The 21,290-nt window shown below is 59.7% G+C and carries 23 protein-coding genes; 20 read left to right on the forward strand and 3 right to left on the reverse strand.

All coding sequences use genetic code 11. The features are described 5' to 3' along the window. The first annotated feature begins 29 nt into the window (after positions 1 to 29). From mshA to HMPREF0308_RS00065, 5 genes are all read left to right on the forward strand, one after another. Complete coding sequence (gene mshA / locus HMPREF0308_RS00045; RefSeq protein WP_005527584.1) at positions 30 to 1,295, forward strand: D-inositol-3-phosphate glycosyltransferase; 1,266 nt, start codon at positions 30 to 32, stop codon at positions 1,293 to 1,295. 31 nt (positions 1,296 to 1,326) lie between these two features. Beyond that, positions 1,327 to 2,448, forward strand: a complete 1,122-nt coding sequence (locus HMPREF0308_RS00050) for a sensor histidine kinase (RefSeq protein WP_005527586.1) — start codon at positions 1,327 to 1,329, stop codon at positions 2,446 to 2,448. Next, the gene (locus tag HMPREF0308_RS00055; protein WP_005527588.1) at positions 2,448 to 3,104 is read left to right on the forward strand and encodes a response regulator; all 657 of its coding nucleotides are present in this window, start codon (positions 2,448 to 2,450) and stop codon (positions 3,102 to 3,104) included. Before HMPREF0308_RS00050 ends, HMPREF0308_RS00055 begins: the two co-directional genes overlap by 1 nt. Before the next feature lie 69 nt (positions 3,105 to 3,173). Further along, positions 3,174 to 3,854, forward strand: coding sequence for an ATP-binding cassette domain-containing protein (locus HMPREF0308_RS00060; protein ID WP_034656496.1), 681 nt, complete (start codon positions 3,174 to 3,176; stop codon positions 3,852 to 3,854). Between the two features lie 286 nt (positions 3,855 to 4,140). Further along, positions 4,141 to 5,331, forward strand: a complete 1,191-nt coding sequence (locus tag HMPREF0308_RS00065) for an ABC-2 family transporter permease (RefSeq protein ID WP_141276746.1) — start codon at positions 4,141 to 4,143, stop codon at positions 5,329 to 5,331. On the opposite strand, the gene HMPREF0308_RS00070 is transcribed toward HMPREF0308_RS00065, so the two are convergent. Further along, positions 5,328 to 5,597, reverse strand: a complete 270-nt coding sequence (locus HMPREF0308_RS00070; protein ID WP_141276749.1) for a hypothetical protein — start codon at positions 5,595 to 5,597, stop codon at positions 5,328 to 5,330. The genes HMPREF0308_RS00065 and HMPREF0308_RS00070 overlap by 4 nt on opposite strands. A gap of 176 nt (positions 5,598 to 5,773) precedes the next feature. Between HMPREF0308_RS00070 and HMPREF0308_RS00075 the strand changes: the two genes are divergently transcribed. From HMPREF0308_RS00075 to HMPREF0308_RS00085, 3 genes are all read left to right on the forward strand, one after another. Next, positions 5,774 to 6,520 carry a phosphoglyceromutase gene (locus tag HMPREF0308_RS00075; protein ID WP_034656587.1) on the forward strand — a complete coding sequence of 249 codons (747 nt, stop codon included), beginning with the start codon at positions 5,774 to 5,776 and terminating at the stop codon, positions 6,518 to 6,520. A gap of 87 nt (positions 6,521 to 6,607) precedes the next feature. Next, positions 6,608 to 7,870, forward strand: a complete 1,263-nt coding sequence (locus HMPREF0308_RS00080; RefSeq protein WP_005527593.1) for a sensor histidine kinase — start codon at positions 6,608 to 6,610, stop codon at positions 7,868 to 7,870. After that, complete coding sequence (locus tag HMPREF0308_RS00085) at positions 7,867 to 8,565, forward strand: response regulator transcription factor (RefSeq protein ID WP_005527594.1); 699 nt, start codon at positions 7,867 to 7,869, stop codon at positions 8,563 to 8,565. The genes HMPREF0308_RS00080 and HMPREF0308_RS00085 overlap by 4 nt, the downstream gene beginning before the upstream one ends. Here HMPREF0308_RS00085 and HMPREF0308_RS00090 read toward each other — a convergent pair. Continuing rightward, the gene (locus tag HMPREF0308_RS00090) at positions 8,562 to 9,461 is read right to left on the reverse strand and encodes a DUF3109 family protein (RefSeq protein WP_005527596.1); all 900 of its coding nucleotides are present in this window, start codon (positions 9,459 to 9,461) and stop codon (positions 8,562 to 8,564) included. The genes HMPREF0308_RS00085 and HMPREF0308_RS00090 overlap by 4 nt on opposite strands. A gap of 33 nt (positions 9,462 to 9,494) precedes the next feature. On the opposite strand from HMPREF0308_RS00090, the gene HMPREF0308_RS00095 reads away from it, so the two are divergent. From HMPREF0308_RS00095 to HMPREF0308_RS13085, 5 genes are all read left to right on the forward strand, one after another. Beyond that, on the forward strand, positions 9,495 to 10,424 hold the full coding sequence (locus HMPREF0308_RS00095) for a Ppx/GppA family phosphatase (protein WP_080548581.1): 930 nt from the start codon (positions 9,495 to 9,497) through the stop codon (positions 10,422 to 10,424). A 9-nt stretch (positions 10,425 to 10,433) separates the two neighbouring features. Then, positions 10,434 to 11,333 carry a hypothetical protein gene (locus HMPREF0308_RS00100; protein ID WP_005527599.1) on the forward strand — a complete coding sequence of 300 codons (900 nt, stop codon included), beginning with the start codon at positions 10,434 to 10,436 and terminating at the stop codon, positions 11,331 to 11,333. 141 nt (positions 11,334 to 11,474) lie between these two features. Then, positions 11,475 to 12,266, forward strand: coding sequence for a pyrroline-5-carboxylate reductase (gene proC, locus HMPREF0308_RS00105; protein ID WP_005527600.1), 792 nt, complete (start codon positions 11,475 to 11,477; stop codon positions 12,264 to 12,266). Between the two features lie 260 nt (positions 12,267 to 12,526). Further along, positions 12,527 to 12,715 (forward strand): helix-turn-helix domain-containing protein, encoded by a 189-nt coding sequence (locus HMPREF0308_RS00110; RefSeq protein WP_005527601.1) that lies wholly within the window; start codon positions 12,527 to 12,529, stop codon positions 12,713 to 12,715. Between the two features lie 255 nt (positions 12,716 to 12,970). Continuing rightward, the gene (locus tag HMPREF0308_RS13085) at positions 12,971 to 13,072 is read left to right on the forward strand and encodes a 30S ribosomal protein bS22 (RefSeq protein ID WP_003855542.1); all 102 of its coding nucleotides are present in this window, start codon (positions 12,971 to 12,973) and stop codon (positions 13,070 to 13,072) included. A gap of 69 nt (positions 13,073 to 13,141) precedes the next feature. On the opposite strand, the gene HMPREF0308_RS00115 is transcribed toward HMPREF0308_RS13085, so the two are convergent. Then, entirely contained in the window at positions 13,142 to 14,158 is a 1,017-nt protein-coding gene (locus HMPREF0308_RS00115) for an HAD-IB family hydrolase (RefSeq protein ID WP_005527602.1), read from the reverse strand. 153 nt (positions 14,159 to 14,311) lie between these two features. Between HMPREF0308_RS00115 and HMPREF0308_RS00120 the strand changes: the two genes are divergently transcribed. The 7 genes from HMPREF0308_RS00120 (at position 14,312) to HMPREF0308_RS00150 (ending at position 21,281) form a co-directional block, all read left to right on the forward strand. Then, positions 14,312 to 14,554 carry a glutaredoxin family protein gene (locus tag HMPREF0308_RS00120; RefSeq protein WP_005527603.1) on the forward strand — a complete coding sequence of 81 codons (243 nt, stop codon included), beginning with the start codon at positions 14,312 to 14,314 and terminating at the stop codon, positions 14,552 to 14,554. Between the two features lie 111 nt (positions 14,555 to 14,665). Beyond that, entirely contained in the window at positions 14,666 to 16,033 is a 1,368-nt protein-coding gene (locus HMPREF0308_RS00125) for a glutamyl-tRNA reductase (RefSeq protein ID WP_005527604.1), read from the forward strand. A gap of 15 nt (positions 16,034 to 16,048) precedes the next feature. Beyond that, positions 16,049 to 16,936 carry a hydroxymethylbilane synthase gene (gene hemC, locus HMPREF0308_RS00130; protein ID WP_005527606.1) on the forward strand — a complete coding sequence of 296 codons (888 nt, stop codon included), beginning with the start codon at positions 16,049 to 16,051 and terminating at the stop codon, positions 16,934 to 16,936. A gap of 215 nt (positions 16,937 to 17,151) precedes the next feature. Beyond that, positions 17,152 to 18,831: a bifunctional uroporphyrinogen-III C-methyltransferase/uroporphyrinogen-III synthase gene (locus HMPREF0308_RS00135; protein ID WP_005527608.1), complete on the forward strand. Its 1,680-nt coding sequence runs from the start codon at positions 17,152 to 17,154 to the stop codon at positions 18,829 to 18,831. Positions 18,832 to 18,920: 89 nt separating this feature from the next. Next, the gene (hemB, locus tag HMPREF0308_RS00140) at positions 18,921 to 19,898 is read left to right on the forward strand and encodes a porphobilinogen synthase (protein ID WP_034656497.1); all 978 of its coding nucleotides are present in this window, start codon (positions 18,921 to 18,923) and stop codon (positions 19,896 to 19,898) included. Between the two features lie 73 nt (positions 19,899 to 19,971). After that, positions 19,972 to 20,733, forward strand: a complete 762-nt coding sequence (locus tag HMPREF0308_RS00145) for an MFS transporter (RefSeq protein ID WP_050765382.1) — start codon at positions 19,972 to 19,974, stop codon at positions 20,731 to 20,733. Then, positions 20,730 to 21,281, forward strand: a complete 552-nt coding sequence (locus tag HMPREF0308_RS00150; RefSeq protein WP_005527614.1) for a hypothetical protein — start codon at positions 20,730 to 20,732, stop codon at positions 21,279 to 21,281. Before HMPREF0308_RS00145 ends, HMPREF0308_RS00150 begins: the two co-directional genes overlap by 4 nt. Positions 21,282 to 21,290 lie beyond the last annotated feature (9 nt).

Genomic DNA, 21,290 nt, shown 5'->3' on the forward strand with positions numbered 1-21,290 from the left:
CGGAATCCGGATGACTAGACTGTATGCCTATGCGCATCGCAATGATTTCACTCCACACCTCGCCCATCGAGCAGCCGGGGTCCGGTGATGCAGGTGGAATGAACGTCTACGTCATCAACATTGCTCGCCAACTTGCCCGGCAGGGCGTCGACGTCGACATTTTCACGCGAGCCACGCGTCCCAGCCAAGGCGAGGTCGTCGAGGTCGAGGAGCACCTGCGCGTCATCAACATCGTTGCGGGGCCTTACGAGGGTCTTGATAAGGAAGACCTCCCCACGCAGCTGGCAGCATTCGCGGGTGGGCTCGTGCAGTTCGTCAAGTGCTTCAATCTTGATTACGACCTCATCCACACGCACTACTGGCTCTCCGGCCAAGTGGGCTGGCTGCTGCGCGATCTCTGGGGCGTCCCGCTCGTCCATACCGCGCACACCCTGGCTGCTGTGAAGAATGCGCACCGCACCGCCGATGACACCCGGGAATCGGAAGCCCGTCGCATCTGCGAGCAGCAGCTGGTGGATAACGCGGATCTCCTCGTGGTGAATACAGAGCAGGAGACTCGCGATCTCGTCGAGCATTACGACGCCGAGCCTTCTCGCATCAAGGTGGTCTCGCCGGGCGCCGACACCGAGCTGTTTACACCTGGCACCGACCGCAACACCGAGCGCTCGCGCCGTGAGTTGGGCATTCCTATCCACACCAAGGTCGTGGCCTTCGTGGGCCGACTGCAGAAGTTCAAGGGCCCGGAGGTTCTCATTCGTGCAACCGCTGAGCTCATTGAGCGCGATCCTTATCGCAATATCCGCGTGCTGTTCTGCGGCGGCCCATCGGGTGCGAACTCGACGCCGGAGTACTACCAGAACCTGGTGCACAAGCTGGGGCTTTCCAAGCACGTGCGCTTTCTTAGTCCGCGTCCGCCGGAGGAGTTGGTCTCTATTTACCGCGCGGCCGACGTTGTGGCGGTGCCCAGCTACAATGAGTCCTTTGGCCTGGTAGCACTGGAGGCTCAGGCCTCGGGCACCCCGGTCATCGCCTCCCGCGTCGGCGGCCTGCCCATCGCCGTGGCGGATGGGGAGACGGGTGAGCTAGTCGATGGTCACTCGCCGGAGGCCTGGGCGGATGCCTTGGAGCACTTGCTTGACGACGACCCGCTGCGCATCAGCATGGGCGAAGCCGCCGTGGGGCATGCGGCGAAGTTCAGCTGGGCCGAGTCGGCCCGCGTACTCAAAGACATCTACGAGGAAGCTCTCGCCATCGAAGTCCCAGACTGCCATGCGCGCCGGGCAATTGGTTACTAAGTAGCGGGACATAAGACTTAGGTTTAAAGGCATGACTTTTTTGCGCACTCTCCGCTTAGGCGATGTGCTGCTTGCGGGCTTGGCCGTGCTACTGGCGCTCTTGTACACCCTGGTACCGGGGCCGCTGCCCATGGGGATTTACATCGCGCAAGCTGTGGTTTCGTGGGCTTTCGTCCCTTTCTTTCTGATCTGGCGCTCGCGTCCTGCTTTGGCTTCGGCAGGCATGATTTTCTGCCTCGCTGTATGGGCAATCACTTGGTTTTGGGCGCTTCCCGTTAACTCTGGATTCTCTCCGTGGTTGGTCGCTGCGCCTTTAGCTGTTTATTCTTCTGCGCGTTTATGTGAAGAACGGTGGATTCCAAAGGTGATTCTCGGCGCAACGTTCGCTGGCACCTTCGCTTCGCCGTTCATGTGGAAGCTGCAACCAGACCTGACCGAGCGATACCGAAGCGGAACGGATTTTCTATTCACGTTCCTGTTCCACTGGCTACTTCTGCTCCTCGTCTATGTAGTTGCGGTGCGTTTGCGGGACAAGGAGCTGGAGCGGCAGGCACGGCAGCGTGAAGCTCAGGAAGAAGAGCGGCTTCTAATTGCTCGTGAGCTGCATGACGTATTAGCTCATTCGTTGACGCTCATTAAGGTGCAAGCAAATGCTGGTTTGGTTGCATCGGGGACGTCGGAGGAAGCGTTGCGGACAATCCGAACTGAAGCGGACGGGGCGCTTGCTGAGGTTCGTTCAATTGTGTCTTCATTGCGGGCGCCGACAACCCGGGAGCCATCTCGCCAGCTATCCGATATTCCCAAGGTCGTGGAAGGTTTTCGTGCTGCAGGTTTGGAAATCAGCGCAGAGCTTCCCGTTTCCTCTGTAGCCTTTCCTGCGCTAACCCAATTGGCTTTGGTCCGGATCATCACGGAGGCACTGACTAACGTGCTTCGCCACCAAGGAACAGGCGCGAAAGTTCATTTGAACCTGTCTGATTCTGCTGCCCTTAGTGTTGAGTCTTGGGGCAGATCACAAGGGGAGACTGCTGGCGCCGGTGTAGGTTTGGTTGGAATCGCCGAAAGAGCTACAGCATTGGGTGGCTGGGTGCGTACCTCCGGAGACGCTCGGCATTTCCTAGTTGAAGCACAATTTCCGCAGAGGACAACATAATGATTCGAGTACTTCTTGCTGATGACCAGCCGCTGCTGCGCAGTGCGTTGGAAACCATTCTTAATGCCGCAGGGGACATTCAGGTCGTTGCCGCGGTTAGTGATGGGCAAGCAGCCGTCGAGGCTGCAGCTGCGCATTCGCTCGATATTGCGATTCTTGATATTCGGATGCCGGGAATGGATGGAATTGCTGCGGCAAACGCGCTTTTGGCGAGGAACGCCTCACTCCGAGTAATCATGCTTACGACGTTCAATGAAGAGGAGCTGGTTCGTTCTGCATTGCTCGCGGGAGTTCATGGTTTCCTCCTCAAGGACTCTGATCCGGAGGTGCTCGTTGGGGCTGTTCGTGCGGTTTATGCAGGAGAAGCCGTCCTAGCAAGCGGAGTGACCGGAACCGTTTTGGAGGGGTATCGCGCAGCGATTGCTGGACGAGCCGAACTATCAGCAGCGCAAAGGCAGGGGCTTGCGTTGGTGACTCGACGCGAGTTGGAAGTGCTGCGGCTGATCACTAGTGGCGCGACTAACCGGGAAATTGCCCAAGAACTCGTCCTCGCTGAGACCACCGTAAAGACGCACGTTTCCTCGCTCATGTCGAAGCTGCAAGCTAGGGACCGCGTGGCTTTGGTGTTGCTAGGCCAAAAAGTCCTACTGCAGTAGGAGAACTTCAGGCCAAGGTTGGTTCTGCTGGGGGATACAGGAAAGAAGCTACGGCGACATACTTCTTTCATGTCCTCATCACTTAGCTTGTCACGTGTCACCAAGTCGTTCGGGAACCAGCGAGTCCTCAACGACGTCTCGCTTTCAGTAACTCCTGGACGAGTACATGCTTTGCTTGGGCGAAACGGCGCGGGAAAGTCCACCCTGATGTCGATTTTGTTGGGACTTTCATCTGCAGATTCTGGAACCATCGGTGAGCTGCCTACGGTCGGTGCGTCCTTGAACGGACCAGCTTTCTACGGCCACCTCAGCGCACGGAATAACCTCCTTGTGCACACAAGATTGCTTGGTCTGCCCGCGGAGGAGGCAGATCGGGCTCTTGCTGTGGTTGGGCTGGTGGACGTCGGCGGCAAGAAAGCCAAGAGTTTTTCCACCGGAATGAAAGCTAGGTTGGCCCTAGGACAAGCGATTCTCGGAGACCCCGAAGTGCTCGTACTTGATGAGCCGCAAAATGGCCTTGACCCGCAAGGAATCAGCGAGCTACGCGAGCTGCTGCGTGACTGGGCTGCGCGAGGCGGCACGGTTCTAGTTAGTTCTCACCAACTGGGGGAAGTACTTCATCTCGCAGATGACATTTCTGTGCTGGCACAAGGTGAAATCGTTTATTCGGGGCCTCTGCGTGATTTGGCTCCGGTAGGAAACTTGGAAGAGGAGTTCTTCCGCCTCACCGCAGGGGGACGCAATGTTTAGGCGTCAACTTTGCGCAGAGCTGCTGCGCGCTCGCGGTACTTCGTTGGTGTGGCTGCCTTTGATAGCCGTGCCTTTGGTCCTTCTGACATATAACCTTTCTCGCCTTGCATCTCCTGCCACCGATGCGACGGGCGTACTCATGTGGCAATCAATGTATGTCACTGGGATGGCGGCTCCACTTGTTGCAATGTTTGCTGCAGCTGCGGAGGCACGGGAGAAGCGTGCTCGGTTTGGCGGGACGCATATGCGTTTGGCGGGGCTTCCGAAGGTGCGAAGGACGCGATTCTTGAATGCCGAAAGGTTGGCCCGCCTCCTCGTTGTCCTCCTCAGCATCGCTGTATTTCATGTAATTAATTTCGGCGGAAGTTGGTTGGCCGTCTATTCGCGCGAGAATAGCTCACGCATTCTCGCTGTCGGTGTGCTGTGCTTTGTCGGCTCGATTGGCATTGCTGGATTGGCAGCAGCAGTAGCACGCCTGACCAACTTGGTAGTGACACTCGTAGTGTTTGTTATCTGGCAACTATTCTTTGCCCTAAATCCCGTCGTGGAAGCCGACAATTGGTGGATTTGCCCGCCTGCGTGGCCGGTGCGAGCTGTACTGCCGATAATGGGTATTCACCGAAACTCCGTTCCACTTGAGCCGGGTGCGCCTTTGGCAGCTGAGAAACCGTGGACCGCACTAGCTTTGTGTGTTCTTCTTGCTCTGGTGGGAATTGCAGTAGCGCTCTGGGCACCAGATGGCTGGCACCCACGGCTAGTCCGACGCTCGAAAGTGGCAGCAAATGAACCTGGGGTGGGATGGAAGCCCGCTGTGGTTAAAAGGGATTGCGCACAACGGCCATGGCCATTTTTAGCGCTTTGCTTTGCGGCTACGACACCAGCGCTAGTGGCCTGCATGGTTCTCAGCGCAATGCTGATGGTGTTTACCGCTTTGCTCTACCCGGCCTCTTATGTCCATGGCCTGTTCGTGTTCGGCATTTTGCCCATCGGATCGGGGCTTGCACCCGTGTTGGGATGGGCTGCACTGCGCGATAGTTGGCCGTTGATGTTGCTCGAATATCGAGGGTGCCGAAGCACCTTTATCTACTGGTTAATCAGCGTGGTCGCTGTAATGTCAGCATGCAGCTTGCTTGCTGGGCTCATTGCTGGCGGTGCGCTGGGCGATGAGCTTCGCCGACTCGTGCTCAGCATTGCAGTGGGCACCATTATCGCTTTGGCAAGCTTGTTATTCAATGCCCGATTCGGGAGCACGTTCACGCTTGCTCTGAGCATCGTGTTTGCGATCATTTCGCTTACGTTGGGCGGAGATGTCCTCGCGAATACTCCATTGTGGACTGTAGCCTTTAACGCTTGGCCGGAGACGGTCACGAATATCGGCCGAATGACAGTAGCGATACCCGTGGTGGTGGTAGCGCTCGCATCTCTTTGTTTCTGCTGGCAGAAGAAGGCTCCCATGGTCGGGAGCTCGGATTCTTAACCCGCGAGTGACTTCGTCCAAGAAGTCCACCAGAACTTCGCCCCAGAGCGCCTGCTTGACCAGCATGCCCCAGCCGCGGCCACGGGCGCGGCGGCAGCTTGCAGCATCTCTTCGGTCCACTCGCGTTCGATGGGGCCTTCGGCGGTGGGGACGTCGATGTCAGCAATTGAGAGGATTTCACCGTTGCCCGCGAGATAACCCACCAGTGCACTGTCCGCCTCGTGGCACACGCGCAGTGCCAGGGAAGGGGAATCGTTAGTTTCCAAGTGGGGTGGGGCTATCTGAATTACGTGCATGGCAGCTTCTGCTCTCGGTGAGTGTTTTCCATTTAATTGTGATTTAGATTTCTTGAGCAATAAAAGCCCATTGTAGGGAGTTTTCGGTTACCTCCGAAGGCTAAAAGTTGCAGCGCGGACTATTAAAAACTGGCATGCTTGTAGGCATGACTAACGGAAAGCTCATTCTTCTTCGACACGGACAATCCCAGTGGAACGAATCCAACCAGTTCACCGGTTGGGTAGACGTTGACCTCACCGCAAAGGGCGAGGCAGAGGCAAAGCGCGGCGGCGAGCTGCTCAAGGAGCAGGGCATCCTGCCAGATGTTCTCTACACCTCCCTCTTGCGCCGTGCTATCCGCACCGCAAACATCGCTCTTAATGCTGCTGACCGCCACTGGATTCCGGTCGTACGCGACTGGCGTCTTAACGAGCGTCACTACGGCGCTCTGCAGGGCCTCAACAAGGCTGAGACCAAGGAGAAGTACGGCGAGGAGCAGTTCATGGCATGGCGCCGCTCCTACGGCACCCCGCCACCAGAGCTCGAGGACTCCTCCGAGTACTCCCAGTCCAATGATCCGCGCTACGCAGACCTCGACCAGGTCCCACGCACCGAGTGCCTGAAGGACGTCGTCGAGCGCTTCGTTCCTTACTTCGAGGAAGAGATCCTTCCGCGCGCCAAGAAGGGCGAGGTTGTCCTCATCGCTGCCCACGGTAACTCCCTGCGCGCACTGGTCAAGCACCTCGACAACATCTCTGACGATGACATTGCTGGCCTGAACATTCCTACCGGTATTCCGCTGGTCTACGAGATTGCGGAAGACGGCAACGTAGTCAACCCAGGCGGCACCTACTTGGATCTGGAAGCAGCCGCAGCGGGCGCAGCCGCTGTTGCCGCACAGGGTGCCAAGTAAGTACCTTTAAGACTCCATAGAGTTCCCAGGGGGTTTATACTCCCTGGGGATTGTTGCGTTTTAAATATTTAACTTTTTAGTGGACTCGTGGAACTAGTTTTAGCTTTCTTTGCCGGCGTGGTCGTGTGCGGCCTCGCCCTACCGGTGATCACGTGGTTCCGCGGGCGCTGGGAGCGTTACCGCAAGTCCAACGAAGCCGATGCAAACCAGGTCACCACCGTGAGCCAGGTGCTGCACCTCGCAATCCAAGGCGCACCGACCGGCATCACCGTGCTCTCCCGGGCAAAGGAAGTCATTCTTTCTAATCCCTCTGCGCATGAGATGTCGCTGGTCCATGACAGGTCTGTTAATCCTGACATCTGGAAGGTCGCTGAAGAGGTCTTTGAGGACAAGGAAACTCGCTCGCTGGACCTCTCCATCCCCAAGCGCCGCACGGGAAACCGCGTCACGCAGGTGTTGGCGGTGGTCAAACCGCTGACGCTTAACGACGACCGCTTTGTCATCGTGTACGGCACCGACGAATCGGAGTCCGTGCGCATGGAGGCGGCACGTCGCGACTTTGTGGCCAACGTCTCGCATGAGCTCAAGACGCCGGTCGGTGGTATCGCATTGCTGGCGGAGGCTCTGCTCAATGACCCGACTGACGTTGAAACCGTGGAGTACTTCGGTGGCAAACTACAAAATGAAGCCAGCCGCATGGCGGATATGGTCAACGAGCTTATTTCCCTATCTAAGTTGCAAGGCGCAGAGGCGCTGCCGGAGATGGAGCCGCTGAATCTAGATGAACTAGTTGATGAGGCAATCTCTCGCAACCAGCTGGCAGCCGATTCACATCAGATTGAACTTACCCGCGGCAAGCCGGTGGGAGTGCAGGTCAAAGGCGATAAGGCTCTGCTTATCACCGCTATTTCCAACCTCATCTCCAATGCCATCCACTACTCGCCGGATGAGATGCCGGTGTCGGTGACTCTCAAGATCGTCGGTACCGACATCGTGCTCGTACGCGTGACTGACCGCGGAATCGGTATCGCCCCGGAGGACCAAAAGCGAGTCTTCGAGCGCTTCTTCCGCGTGGATAAGGCCCGCTCCCGCCAGACTGGCGGAACGGGCTTAGGTTTGGCCATCGTCAAGCACGTGGTGGCCAACCACGGCGGAAATATTAAGCTGTGGTCGCGGCCGGGCACGGGTTCGACCTTCACGATCGAGCTGCCTATTTATAAAGACGAAACTGCAGCGGATAACGTAGAGAATCAGGATAATGAAGTAGATGGTGCCATCGGCTCAGCTGCGCCTGGGCTTCCTCGTGCCGTCGCTCGCGTAGCCGCACGTCGAAAGGACAAAGCACAATGACCAACATCCTCATCGTTGAAGATGAAGAGTCGCTGGCGGACCCGTTAGCGTTCCTCCTCCGGAAGGAAGGCTTCGACGTAATCCTCGCCTCGGACGGACCCACCGCCCTGGAGCAGTTCGCCAACAACACCGTTGACATTGTGCTTTTGGACCTCATGCTGCCGGGAATGTCCGGCACCGATGTGTGCAAGCAACTGCGTGCCACCTCCTCGGTTCCCGTTATCATGGTGACGTCTCGTGACTCGGAGATCGACAAGGTCGTTGGCCTCGAGCTGGGCGCTGACGACTACGTGACCAAGCCTTATTCTTCCCGCGAACTCATCGCGCGCATTCGCGCTGTCTTGCGCCGCGGCCATGACGTTTCGGCTGAGTCCCAAGAAGAAGGGCTCGAGGAGCAGATTCTGGAAGGCGGCCGCGTGCGTATGGACGTGGAGCGCCACATCGTCATGGTGGACGGCGAGGAAGTATCTATGCCGCTCAAAGAGTTTGATCTGCTGGAGTACCTGCTGCGCAATGCGGGCCGCGTGCTGACCCGCGGGCAGCTCATCGATCGCATTTGGGGTGCCGATTACGTTGGCGACACCAAGACTCTCGACGTCCACGTCAAGCGCCTGCGCTCCAAGATTGAGGCTGAGCCCTCTCGCCCGCAGCACCTAGTTACGGTGCGTGGGCTCGGCTACAAGTTTGAGCTTTAGTAAGCGTCGGCTTTCACGCTTGCTGGGTGGCGGGTGAGTTTTACGCCTGCCGCTGCGGCCTGCGCTCGGGCCGCGCAGTGATCTGCCAAGATGGCGTAGCATTCTTCGCCCATAAGAGCGATGAGCTCGGTCTTTTGAGAGCACCACATCGGCTCTGGTGAGGTGTGGCAGGCTGCATCCGTGGAGCAGTACCAGTCGAAGTCCTCGCCGCCGCCACCCCAGCCGCGGCGGTCATACTCACCAATGGTGGTGCGGAGGATTTCTTGGCCGTCTGGGCGCTCCTCGTATTCCTCGTGGCGGCGCAGCGGCAGCTGCCAGCACACCTCCGGTTTGACCACGGTCAGCTCTTCGCCTTCCGCCATGGCCCACTGATGGAGCGCGCAGCCGGCGCCGGTGGCCCAGCCCGCGCGGTTGGCAAAGATGCACGCGCCATCCACGATGGGGGTCTTGAGCGCGGGTTCTGGTTCGCCGTCATCACCATCGAGCTCGTCCCACACCAGCCATGGTTCTAATTCGGTGGGATCTTCTTCGGCGAGGTATTTATCTACCCCCGCCGGGCGCAGCTGCCAATACTTGGCGGGCATGCGCTCGACGGCGTCGTATAGCTGCTCCCTATCGGTCTCGTCGGCCATGTAGGCGCCATGGACGCAGCACCCGACGTCGGGCTGCTGCTTGTCGATGCCGTGGCAGGCTGAGGTCCCAAATTGGCACGTGTAGTGCGATTCCACCCACGTCAGATCGATGGAGAAGACGTGGAGCGGGTCCGCTGGGTTGGTGAATTCGAACCATTCGCGCGGAAAATCAGGAGCCTCTTCGCGGCCCGCGAGGATGGATGCGGCGGCGGGGGAGGTGGCTGGAAAACCGAGGTAGACCTCTTTAGATTTCGGGCGATTCACACCTACCCACGGTAGACCTACTACTCTAGGAGTGTGCGATTAGGTGTATTAGACGTCGGAAGCAACACTGTTCATCTCGTTGCGGTAGACGCCGCAACGGGCGGACGCCCGAGCCCGATGAGCGATTGGAAGACCCCACTGCGCCTTGTGGAGCAGCTGGACAAGGATGGCAACATCCATGAAAAAGGCTTGAAGAAGCTGATTTCTGCCGTCGGCGAAGCGAATGAGCTGGGAAGGAAGCTGGGCTGTGATGAGTTCATGGCTTTTGCTACCTCGGCGGTTCGCTCTGCCCCGAACTCGGAGCACGTGCTCGACGCGGTGGAGAAGGAAACCGGCGTACGCCTGGAAATCCTCTCTGGTGAGGAAGAAGCGCGCCTGACGTTTCTCGCGGTTCGCCGTTGGTATGGCTGGTCGGCTGGCCGCATCACTAACCTCGATATCGGTGGTGGCTCCCTGGAGCTGTCCACGGGTGCCGATGAACACCCTGACTTGGCCTTTTCCCTTGACTTGGGGGCAGGCCGCTTGACCCACAACTGGTTTGATACCGATCCGCCTGAAAAGGCTAAGGTCAATATGCTCCGTGACTATATCGATGCTGAATTGGTAAGTGCGACTTCGCAGATGCGTGCCATGGGCGAAGCTGGCCTTGCGGTGGGTACCTCGAAAACCTTCCGTACGCTGGCCCGATTGACGGGTGCTGCGCCTTCTTCGGCGGGTCCGTATGTGAAGCGTACGCTGACTGCACCGGGTCTGCGACAGCTCATTTCCTTCATCTCCCGCATGACTGCAGCAGACAGAGCGGACCTTGAAGGAGTAAGTTCTAACCGATCGCATCAAATCGTCGCAGGCGCATTGGTGGCCGAGGCAAGCATGCGCGCCTTGGGCATTGAGAAGCTGGAGATCTGCCCGTGGGCACTCCGTGAAGGCGTGATTCTGCGACGCACCGATAAGGGACTGGAATAGGAATTAGACGTGGCTGATGAAAAACAGTTGACAGTAGCGGAGCTCCTCGCACGTAATGCGAAGGAGCACGCTGGTGCTGAATCTGAGGGCGGCTCGCGCCGTCGTCGCCGCCGCCGTAGCTTGGAAGACGGTGGCGTGTCCGTTGCCGAACTTACCGGCAACCTTGAGAAGGTAACGGCCACCCCGGCCCAGTCGAAGCACTCCAGCGTTTCCATCGACGAGACCGCACCGGTCATTCCTGCACCGAAGCAGGAAGAAGACTCCAAGAAGGCTGAAGCGCCGGAGAGCGACAAGGTCAAGGACGCTAAGACGGAGAGTGCATTCCAGCCTTCCACTGAGGACACTCACGTCATCAAGCGCGTGGAAGAGAAGTCCGCGCCTCAGCAGTCCGCTCCGGCCGTTGCTGACAAGAGCGGCGTCGCTAAGAGCGGCGTCGCTAAGGGCGGCGTCGCCAAGGGCGACGCGGAGAAAGAGGACAAGGCTGAGGCCAAGCTTGCGGAGAAGGAATCTGACGCCAAGCTTGACGACGCCCTGACCCCGCCCACCGATGGCGCAACCGAAGCTAGTGTCTCGGTAAAGGCAAGCGAGAAGGAGCTGGACAAGAAGGACCAGACTGACGTTGTCGAGACCGAGGAGGACTTCGAGGAAGAGGACGAGAAGCTCAACCCGTTCTCCGTACTTCTCCTTGCACTCATCGGCATCGTTCTTGGTGCGGTCGTCTTCAAGGGCTTTGAAATCCTGTGGGATAGCTTCTCCCGCTCTGTTGTGGCAATCCTCGCCATTGCGGTTACTGCTCTCATGGTGGCGCTCGTACACGTACTGCGCACCAACCGGGACGGCATTTCGATGACGCTGGCTGCATTCGTTGGCCTCGTGCTGACCTTCGGCCCGCTGCTCATCGTGATGTAGCACCACCGCGCTCATCGCCAAGGTTGAGCGGCCACGCTTAACGCACAGCGCGCCCCATCGTTCACTAGAACGGGGGCGCGCTTTTTGTCTGCCAACAGTGGACTCTGGCCAGACTTCGGGCTTTCTGGCACTGTGGTGTCCATGACAAAGATTGCAGTACTAGGTGGAGGACAAATCGGTGAGGCGCTCGTTTCTGGACTCGTGAATGCGGGCTACGACGGCGCAGACATCGTGGTGACTAATCGTCGCGAGGAGCGTCGCGCCGAGATGGAGAAGACCTATGGCGTGAAGACGGCCAGTGATAACAAGGAAGCCGCCCAGGATGCGGACTTCGTGTTCGGCTGCGTCAAGCCTTATGCCATCGAAGAAGTCTTTGCGGAGGCCGAACTGCCCAAGACCGCCGTCGCTGTGTCACTTGCGGCAGGCGTTCAGCTCGAAAAGCTGGAGACCGCGGCTGGTGAGGGCGTACCGGTGGTGCGTGTTATGCCAAATACCCCGATGCTCGTGGGAAAGGGCATGAGTACGGCAACTAAGGGTACCCACGTGAGCGATGAGCAGTTTGAGGGCGTCGTCAAGCTCTTGGAGGCCGTCGGTGAAGTGGCTGTGGTGGCCGAGAAGGACATCGACGCTGCTGCCGCGCTGGCGGGTTCGGCACCGGCGTACTTCTTCCTCGTGGTGGAGTCTCTGATTGATGCGGGTGTGCAGCTGGGCCTTACACGCGACGTCGCTACCAAGCTCGCCACGCAGACCGCAGCGGGCGCGGGAGCGATGCTCGTGGGCTCAGGCCGCGAACCGCTGGCGTTGCGCGCTGGAGTGACCTCTCCTGGTGGCACTACGGCTGCTGCGATCCGCGAGCTCGAAGAGTCGGGTATTCGCGGTGCTTTCTACCGCGCGGCTGAGGCCTGCGCGCAGCGCGCCAAGGAGCTTGGCTAGAACCCGACTTTTGTGGCCTTAAACGACATCGTTGTTATGCGGGTGTCCCCTTGAGTGGACCAAATTCTTCATAGCGTGATCCTGGTGTGACACCAGTTGTGCGGGGAGTTTGAGGTTAGCTGGGGGACACCTGAGAAAAAATTTGGCTCTTGGGTCGCATTAGTCACAGGTTTCACGCTAGGCTAGTACAAGCACGTGCGTGAATGTCCTGTGGGAGGGGAAGCCTACAGCGCGTCACGGGCTGAAGGGTTAGATTAACTATGGCTAATGAAGATAAGGGAACCTTTTTGACCATCGCCGAGGTCGCAGAGATCATGCGAGTCTCCAAGATGACTGTCTACCGTTTGGTTCACGCAGGCGAGATGCCGGCAGTTCGCGTTGGACGCTCTTTCCGTGTTCACGAGTCTGCTGTTAACGAGTACCTTGAGGCTTCCGTTTACGGAGCTTAAATTTACTCGCGCCTTTGCAGCGCCCACCTCTGTTGACCAGCTTGGTCTGCGGTGGTGGGCGCTGCCTTTTTGGTGCTCAGGTGCACTCTGGGTAAGATAGTGACCATTCGTGCCAGCGGTCCTGCGTCTTCCGCGTTTTTCGAGGAGCATTCCTAGGAGAGTGCGGGGTTGCTGAGAAGTGCACCTTAGCGGCCATTTCCAGGCTGTTGCTGGCAGGTTTAGTACGTACTGATCTCGAAAGTGAGGAAACCTACTATGGGTTCTGTCATCAAGAAGCGCCGTAAGCGCATGTCCAAGAAGAAGCACCGCAAGATGCTGCGCCGTACCCGCGTTCAGCGTCGTAAGCTTGGCAAGTAAACATTAAGGCCCTGGCTCCTTTGGGAGTCAGGGCCTTCTTGCTACTTAGCCCGGGAGTTGACTGATTCCTTACTTGCGCATCAAACGCCAGCTGCCGTAGGAGAAGGCAGCTGTGGCCATGGCAGGCAGGCCGTAGGTGCGTACTGCCTTGCGCACCGAGCGGTAGTCGCGGATGAGCCAGCCGTTGTCCTCAGCCACGTCGCGCAGCTTGGAGTCCGGGTTAATGGCCACGGGGGTCCCCACCATCGAGAGCATGGGAACGTCGTTTACGGAGTCAGAGTAGGCCGTGCAGCGCTCCAAGTCGAGGTTCTCTATCGTGGCCAATGCCGCGACTGCGTGGGTCTTGCCGGGGCCGTGGAGGATATCGCCCACGAGACGGCCGGTGAATTTGCCATCGACAACCTCAGGGACCGTACCCAGAGCGCCAGTGAAGCCAAAGCGCTTTGCCAGAACCTGGGCTAGCTGAACCGGGGTCGCGGTCACCAGCCACACTTGCTGGCCGGCCGCGATGTGCATCTGCGCCAGCTGGTTGGTGCCCGGGTAGGCGCGGCGAGCCAGCGAGGCGTCCACGATTTCCTCGCACAGTGCCACCATGTCTTCCACTGTGCGGCCTTTGACAAACTCCAAGGCCTGAACGCGGCCGGCGGCGATATCGTCGGCGTTCTCACTGCCGGAGACGCGGTATTTCAGCTGTTTCCACGCAATCGGCAGGATCTCCCGCAGCTTGAAGTAACGCTTGCGGTACAAACCAAAGGCAAAGGCCACGAGCGAGGAGCCTTGAATGAGCGTGTTGTCCACGTCGAAGAAGGCGGCCGCGCCGGCGTCCTGCGGGATGTCGGGGTCCGGCTGGGTGATCTTCTTTGCCCCAGCGGATTCGAAAGAGCCCTGCACAGAGTCCACGCCCGAGTGGTAGGACTTAAGGTCCAGCCCGAAGATGCTGTCCACCGCCGCGCTGGCAGCGGCCTCACCTGCTGCCTTTTGCGCCTCATCATCAAGCGGAGCAAAGGCTTGGTTCTCCAAGAAGTTGCGGAGATTGCCGCGGCTGGCTGTCCAGTTTGCAAGGAAGTCGCGCGGAGAATTGGGCATTATGGGTGGGGTAGGGGGCTGGGAGGCCCCAGGGGAACTAGAGGATGCGGACACGCATGCAGCTTTCGACGGTGTGGCAGACTATCGTGTCCATAGTAAACCTTTAGGCCAATGGCGTCTTTTCGAGCGTCTAAGTCAGGAGAAAATAGTTATATGTCGCGCCGCGTCGTCGAGTTGATGGTCCGTACTACCTGCGGTTCCTGCAAGCGAGTCCGGGAACAAATCACTCCGGTCGTGGAGGCTGCTGACGCCGAATTTAATGTGCGCAACGTCGATGAGGATCAAGAGCTGGCCATGGAATATGGCGACCGCGTGCCCGTTGTGGTTATTGACGGCGAGGAGTTCTCTTGCTGGGAAGTCGACAATGACGAGCTGGCCGCGGAGCTCGCTTCTTAATTGATTCAGGCGAATTAGTACTGCCTTAGTTCGGATTTTTCCGAACCAACTAGTAGTCTTTTGGTTGATTTGCATCAATCAAAGGGTTGATCTGAAAGTGGAGGATTGTGCATGAGTGTGCTCGTCGTGGGCATGTCCCACCAGTCGGCACCAGTAGCGCTGCTGGAGAAGCTAAGCATGGATGCCGCGGTGCAAACGACCGCTTGCGGGGAGCTGGTTTCTGCACAATCTCTGTCCGAGGCCATGATTATCTCCACGTGCAATCGCATGGAGGTATACACGGTCACCAACTCCTTCCACACCGGAGTCCAAGACGTCGTGCACGTCCTGACCGAGGTTTCTGGTGTCCCGGAAGATGAGCTGCGCGGTTATCTGTATGTGCGTTATGCCGACGCGGCCGCTGAGCACCTCATGACGGTTACCTCCGGTCTTGACTCCATGGTGATGGGCGAGCAGCAGATTATCGGCCAGGTGCGCACCGCCTACCAGTCTGCGGCTGAGCAGGGAACTGTGGGCCCGCGTATCCACGCCTTGGCTCAGTCCGCGCTGCACACTGGCAAGCGAGTACACACCGAAACCGAGATCGACGAGGCCGGTTCCTCCATGGTGTCTTTCGCCTTCGACCAGGCCACCCAGCGCATGGGCGTAGAGGATCTCCACGGCAAGACCGCGCTCATTCTGGGGGCAGGGGCCATGGCTTCCCTCGCCGCAACGCATGCGGGCCGCTTGGGCGCGGAGCTCATCATCGCTAACCGCACCCGCGAGCGCGCAGAGCGCCTGGCTTCCCATGCCCATGAGGCTGGGGTCCACGCCGAGGTCATCGACTTTGAAGACCGCGCCCGTGTGCTCGGCCGGGTAGACCTTGCCATCTCCGCTACCGGTGCACAGAACTTCACCATTGAGGCAGGCGACGTCGCCAAGCATGGTGCCACCGGCCGCGCCCTCATGCTCATTGACCTGTCCCTGCCGCGTGACATCGAGGACGCAACTGCGGAGGCTGAAGGTGTGGATCTGGTCAACATTGAGCGCCTGAGCCGTTCCCTGAGCGCTGCGGATACCGACATCGCTGCTGGTACGAGCCCGCACGCGCAGGCACGCCGCATCGTGAACGAGGAGCTTGAGGCCTACTCTTCCGCACAACGCGTGCGCGACGTGGTGCCCGCGGTTTCTGCTTTGCGACGCCGCGCCGCCGACCTCGTCGAGTGCGAGGTTGCGCGCCTGACCCAGAAGCACCCGGAGCTCGATGATAGGCAGATGGATGACGTCAACCGCGCCTTGAAGCGCGTGGTGGACAAGCTCCTGCACGAGCCGACCGTTCGTGCGAAGCAACTGGCTGCTAACTCCGGTACTGTCAGCCACGAGACGGCCCTGCAGGAACTCTTTGGCCTGCAGATTGAAGGCATTGGTGTGGCGGTCGACGTCGACCAGCTGCCCGACTTGAGTGAAGTCAAAAAGAGCCAAGAGAACAACGCCAAGTAAGAGGAAAAACTTTTTATGTTCAAGATCGGTACTCGCGGTTCCAAGCTGGCCACCACGCAGTCGGGCCACGTGCGCGAATGGCTGAAAGCCAACGGCTTTGAGTCAGAGCTGCACATCGTCACCACCCATGGTGACGTCAACATGGCGCCCGTCGAGCGCATCGGTGTGGGCGTGTTTACGCAGGCCCTGCGCGAGGCGCTTTACGGTGGCGAGTGCGACATCGCGGTCCACTCCTTCAAGGACCTTCCCACCGCGGCCGACGAGCGTTTCCTCCTCGTCGTGCCGGAGCGCCAGGACGTGCGCGAAGCCCTCGTGGCACGCGACGGCCTGACCTTGGCGCAGCTGCCCGAGGGGGCCCGCGTGGGTACCTCGGCGCCGCGCCGTATTAGCCAGCTCAAGGCGATGCGCCCAGACCTCGACATTCAGCCGCTGCGCGGCAACATCGACACCCGTATGGGCAAGGTGACCTCCGGTGAACTCGACGCCGTGGTCTTGGCTTACGCGGGCCTAGTCCGTGCCGATTACCAGGACATGGCCAGCGAGGTCTTTGCCCCGGACACCTTCATGCCGGCCCCAGCGCAGGGCGCGCTGGCCATTGAGGCAGTCAAGGACTCCGCCGCAGCCCGTGCCATCGAGACCTTGATTGACGAGCAGGCTTCCGCCGCCTCCCTCGGCGAGCGCACTGTCCTCTCTCGCCTGGAGGCAGGCTGCACCGCGCCCGTGGCTGCAACCTCCACCATAGAGAACGGTCAGCTGACCGTGCGCGGTGGCGTCTTCGCCCTGGACGGATCGCGTCAGCTTTTGGCTTCCGCAACGGGACCTTTGAGCGATGCAGCCCAGCTGGGCAGCGCTGTCTCCGAGGAGCTTTTCTCCCGCGGTGCAGCCGAGCTGCTGGGCAACTAATTTTTTGTTTAGGCCTTGATAATTTAAGGTGTATCTAGCACACGATCATTGGCCTCCAATGATTTGGCCCCCCTTAAACAGATCCCAGGACTTCTGGCCTGGGATTTTGGCCGTTAATACGCTGTGAAGAACACCGCCCGCTGGTAGCAGGGAAAACGCTGCGCACGATCATGTCCGTGCGGGGCGCCTGAGACCCAAACGTAGAAAAGAACCTTATGAGCAACGCTGTGCCGGACATCCAGTCTGAACTGGGCAAAGTCGTATTTGTGGGCGCCGGCCCAGGCAACCCTGAGCTGTTGACCGTCCGCGCCCGCGAGGTTCTCGAGGCGAACGCCATCGCTATTGTCGACGCCGAGGTTTCCTCCGGAGTGCGCGACGTTGTCGCCCGTGCGGTCCCCGTGCCGCAGGAGCTTCTCGACGCCGCCGAGGCCGAGTACGCACGCATCTGCGCCGAGGCCAAGGAGGCTGGCGCACGCCGCAAGCCGCCGCGTCCTGCCGCGCCTACCGCAGCTGTCTTTTATGCCCCGGAGGGGGAAGACGTCGTCAAGCAAATGCGTGAAGCGCTGGTTGAAGCCGATGGCCTCGATGTCATCCGCCTGGTAAGCGGCAACCCGCTCAACCGCGAGTCCATCAAAGCGGAGATTTCCGCCGTGGCCGCGGCAGGCCTGGAGTTCCAGGTTGTTCCGGGCATGTCCTTGCCTTCCACCGTCCCCTCCTTTGCAGGTCTGGCGCTGGGCGCGACCTACACCGAGGCGGACATTACCGAAGGCGCTGATTGGGACTCCCTGGCAAGTGCGACGCAGCCGCTCGTACTGCAGGCTACTGCTGAGGACCTGCCGCTGATTTCTCGCGAGCTCATCGACCGTGGCATGTCCGCGGACATGGAAGCCTACGTCACCGTGCATGGCACCACCCGCCTGCAGCGCACCCACGAGACCACCTTGGGCACCTTGGGCAAGCTCGACGCCGAGCTGCCGGGCGACCTCGTGGTGACCCTGGGCCGCAGCTTCGACGATCGTTCTAAGTACTCCTGGTGGGAAAATCGCCCGCTGTACGGCTGGCGCGTGCTCGTGCCGCGCACCAAGGAGCAGGCGGCTGCCATGTCCGCGCGTCTGGCTGGCTACGGCGCTATCCCGCAGTCTGTGCCCACCATCTCGGTGGAGCCGCCGCGTAACCCGGCGCAGATGGACCGCGCCATCAAGGGCATCGTGGAAGGCCGCTACAAGTGGATCGTGTTTACCTCTGTCAACGCAGTCTCTGCCGTGTGGGAGAAGATCGCCGATCTGGGCCTGGATGCCCGCGACTTCGCAGGCGTGCACCTGGCAGCGGTGGGCAGCAAGACCGCCGACGCCATCCGCGCCAAGGGCATGGTCCCGGAGCTGTTGCCGAACAAGCGCAAGCAGAACGCCGAGGGTCTGGTTGAGGTCTTCCCCAACTACGTCGAGGACATCGATGCTGTGGGCCGCGTGCTGTTGCCGCGCGCTGACATTGCTGGCGACGCCTTGGTGACCGGCCTAGAGGAGCTAGGCTGGGAGGTCGACGACGTCGTGGCTTACCGCACCGTGCGTGCGGCACCGCCTGCGGCTGAGGTGCGCGACATGATCAAGTCGGGCGGTTTTGACGCCGTGGCGTTTACCTCTGGCTCGACCGTGCGCAACTTGGTGGGTATCGCTGGCAAGCCGCACGCTCGCACCATCATTGCTTGCATCGGACCGTCCACGAAGGCCGCGGCTGAGGAGTTGGGCCTGCGCGTTGATGTGGTTCCGGAGGTCGCTGAGGTGCCTGCGCTTATCGACGCCCTCGCTGAGCACGTCGCCGCACTGCGCGCCGCTGGCAACCTGCCTGCGCCGCGTAAGAAGCGTCGCAAGCGTAAGACGAGCGCCAAGTCTGCATAGACGCTGCGGCTGAGTAGACTAGCGGGGCACAAGAAAAAGCCTTCACGCGTGCTCGCCTGTGACAGGGTGAGCCCAAAGGAGAAGTCATTATGGATCTTATTCGTCGCCCCCGCCGTCTGCGCCAGTCCCCAGCTTTCCGCGAGCTTGTTGCGGAAACTACACTGCGTCCGGCAGATCTGATTCTGCCGATGTTCATCGTTGACGGTATTGACGAGCCCCGCGAGATCCCCTCCATGCCGGGGGTTTATCAGCACACCTTCGATTCCTTGAAGCGCGCCGCGCATGAGGCGCTCGATGCGGGCGTCAAGTGCGTGGACCTCTTCGGCGTGCCGCTGGACGAGGATAAGGATGAGACCGGTTCCGTGGCATGGGATCCGCAGGGAATCCTGAACCGCGGCATCGAGGAGCTGCGCCGTGAATTCGGCGATGACCTCATCGTCATGGCGGACACCTGCCTGGACGAGTTCACCTCCCACGGACACTGTGGCGTGGTGGATGACAAGGGCCGCGTCAAGAATGATGAGACGGTGAAGCTCTACCAGGACATGGCTCGCTCCCAAGCCCGCGCTGGCGCGCACATGGTTAGCCCATCTGGAATGATGGATGGCCAGATCGCCGCCATCCGCGAGGCCCTTGACGAGGCCGGCCACGAGGACGTCGCCATCATGGCCTACTCGGCCAAGTACGCCTCTGCGTTCTTTGGCCCGTTCCGCGATGCCGTGGGCTCCTCTCTGGAGGGCGACCGCCGCACCTACCAGCAGGATCCGCGCAACCTCCGCGAGTCCCTGCTGGAGATCGACCTCGACATCGAAGAGGGCGCGGACTTCGTCATGGTCAAGCCGGGCCTGCCTTACCTCGATGTGCTGGCGGCAGCGGTGGAGCGCTCCTGCGTGCCGGTGGTCGTGTACCAGGTCTCTGGCGAGTACGCCATGATTAAGGCGGCTGCGCAGAATGGCTGGATTGACGGTGAGGCCGTTATGCTGGAGTCCTTGACTGCATTCAAGCGTGCAGGTGCGGATCAGATTCTGACCTACTTCGCCACCGACGCAGCGCGACTTCTGAAGTAGTTTCTGAACTAAGTTCAGAAGTGATTTTGGCCCACCAGCTTCAAACAGCGACCGAACCTTCAAAAGGATATCTGTGACATTCCCGGCTCCTCAGTCCCCTCAGCAGACCCCGCAGGCTCCAACTGCTGCCCAGGCCCCGCAAGCCCCACAAGCTCCGCAACCGAAAAAGGAGCGCCCTGAGGCAGTAAGCCTCATGCTCAAGCTGTGGGCCGGCGCCTTGGGCTTTGAGGTCATTCACCAGATACTGAATGTGGTGATGACGCTCCTCAACCGCTCGGTGCTGTTTGCCGAGGCTCGCAAGACTGCTGAGGAAGCCGCGAAGGATTCGGGGCAGGAAATCTCCGACTTCTTGATCAGCATCATCGGTTATGGCTCGGTGGCCTTCTCCAGCCTGATTTCTTTGGTCATCATCGTGGTCCTTGCGGTGATGCTGTACTTGCTGAACAAGAACAAGAAGTCTGCGGGCACGGGACGTCGCCTGTGGTTCGCGTTCTCCTTGTTCTTTGCTTTTCGCACGCTGCTCGTCTTCCTCTCGAGCCCGGCCGGCAGCGAGGCGCCGGACTGGCTCATCATGGTCGATGGCACCGTGCAGATCTTGGTCGGCGTAGCTGCGGTAATGGGTCTAATATTCTCCGTGAAGGAAGAAACCCTGGACTACACCGGCGAGCTCGAGGAAATGCGCAAGCTGGAGCAGGAACTCGCGCAAGAACGCCGCGACAAAGAACGCGAGCGCCGAGAACAGGAACGCAAAGAGCTGTTGGAAAAGCAGCAGAAAACTTCAGAACACGATGCCCCGCGCGACTCCGGTCGCTATGACCAGGAGCCACGGCGATGACAAGTATGTTCCCGGGCCAAGGAAACGGCCAACCCAAAGGTGACCCATCCCGGCCGGGGCCGGTTGATTACAACCGTGCAGGACGCAAGAAGAAGGGCGCGGAAGACTCTGCTGCGGCAGCGAACCATGCAAACTGGTGGCCGCGTTCGCTGCGCTTTTCCTACTGGGTTCTCGTCATTGCTGCAGTCATCATGCTGGTCTCTGGCATGGTGGGCCTCTTCGGCGACTCCGGCGCTGAGGAAGTCGCTGCCTCCCCGGAAGTGGCTGAGTACCTTTCCCGCAACCGCAACTTCGTAGCTATTTCCAACATCGTGTGCGCCATCATCATGGCTGTTTGCTCCGCGCAGCTAGCGCACGGTTCCAAGTGGTCGCGCCGCATCATCACCATCGCGATTGCGGTGACGCTGTTTGTCAACATCGCCGCGATGGCGCTGGGTGTGGGTGGACTCATCCTCATCGCTATTCCAGTGGTTCTGGCGGTGGCTTTGCTCTTGCTTTATCGCCCTGATTCCAACCAGTTCATTCGCGAGCACAACCCGCGCTTCTAGCTTTTGCGT

The organism is Corynebacterium striatum ATCC 6940 (assembly GCF_000159135.1).
GTDB lineage: Bacteria > Actinomycetota > Actinomycetes > Mycobacteriales > Mycobacteriaceae > Corynebacterium > Corynebacterium striatum.